This window comes from Streptomyces sp. 13-12-16, from assembly GCF_002114215.1.
Taxonomy (GTDB): domain Bacteria; phylum Actinomycetota; class Actinomycetes; order Streptomycetales; family Streptomycetaceae; genus Streptomyces.
Genome location: NZ_NCTE01000496.1, coordinates 1449 through 2194 on the forward strand (window position 1 = coordinate 1449; position 746 = coordinate 2194).

The following is a 746-nucleotide window of genomic DNA, read 5'->3' on the forward strand; positions in this document are numbered from 1 at the left end:
TCCCGGAACACCCAGCCGGCCACCCCGACGAGATACAGCACGCCCCAGCGGACCGGCCACGTCAGCCACCCGCCCGCGCGTGCGAGCAGCAGCCACAGCGGTACGAGGCACAGCGGTTGGAGGACCAGGGGGGCCCACCGCAGCACGGCACCGGGTCCGTCGAGCCCCACCGCCTCCGCGAGGAAGCGGGCCGCGTCGGCGTACGGCGCCCCGTCCACCGGCTCGGGCCGCCACCCGAGGGCGACGGGCGCGGTGTGCAGGGCGAGCAGGACGGAGGCCAGCGCGAGACCGGAGAGCCAGGGGACCGGACGTCCGAGCAGGGTCACCGAGGCGACGAAGACGAGGAGCAGCACTCCTCCCGCGACCGGCGCGGACGGCGGGAGGTCCTCCAGCACCTGACGCCCTGTGGGCCCGCCCGTGCCGTCGGACCGGGGGAGCCCGCGCATCGAGAACCAGAAGACGAGGGTGGCGAGCGCGAGCAGGGCCCAGAGGGTTCCCACGATCCGGCGGTCGGGGTCGGGGTCGGGGTCGGTACCCGGGACGGGGTCGGTGCCGGTGCCGGTGCCGGTGCCGAGGACGGGATCGGAGACAGAGCCGGTACCGGGGACGGGGTCGAGGTCGGTGCCGGTACCCGGGTCGGTGCCGGTACCTGTGCCGGTGCCGAGGACGGGGCCGGGCGCCGGCGGCCCGGCGGGGTCCGGGCCGGCGGCCCGTGCCGGGGTGCCGTGGGGTGTCCCGTCGGCCCA

At 77.3% G+C, this 746-nt stretch carries 1 pseudogene; it reads right to left on the reverse strand.

The features are described from left to right. Positions 1 to 746: pseudogene (locus B7767_RS46445) on the reverse strand (lipopolysaccharide biosynthesis protein); the annotation flags it as partial.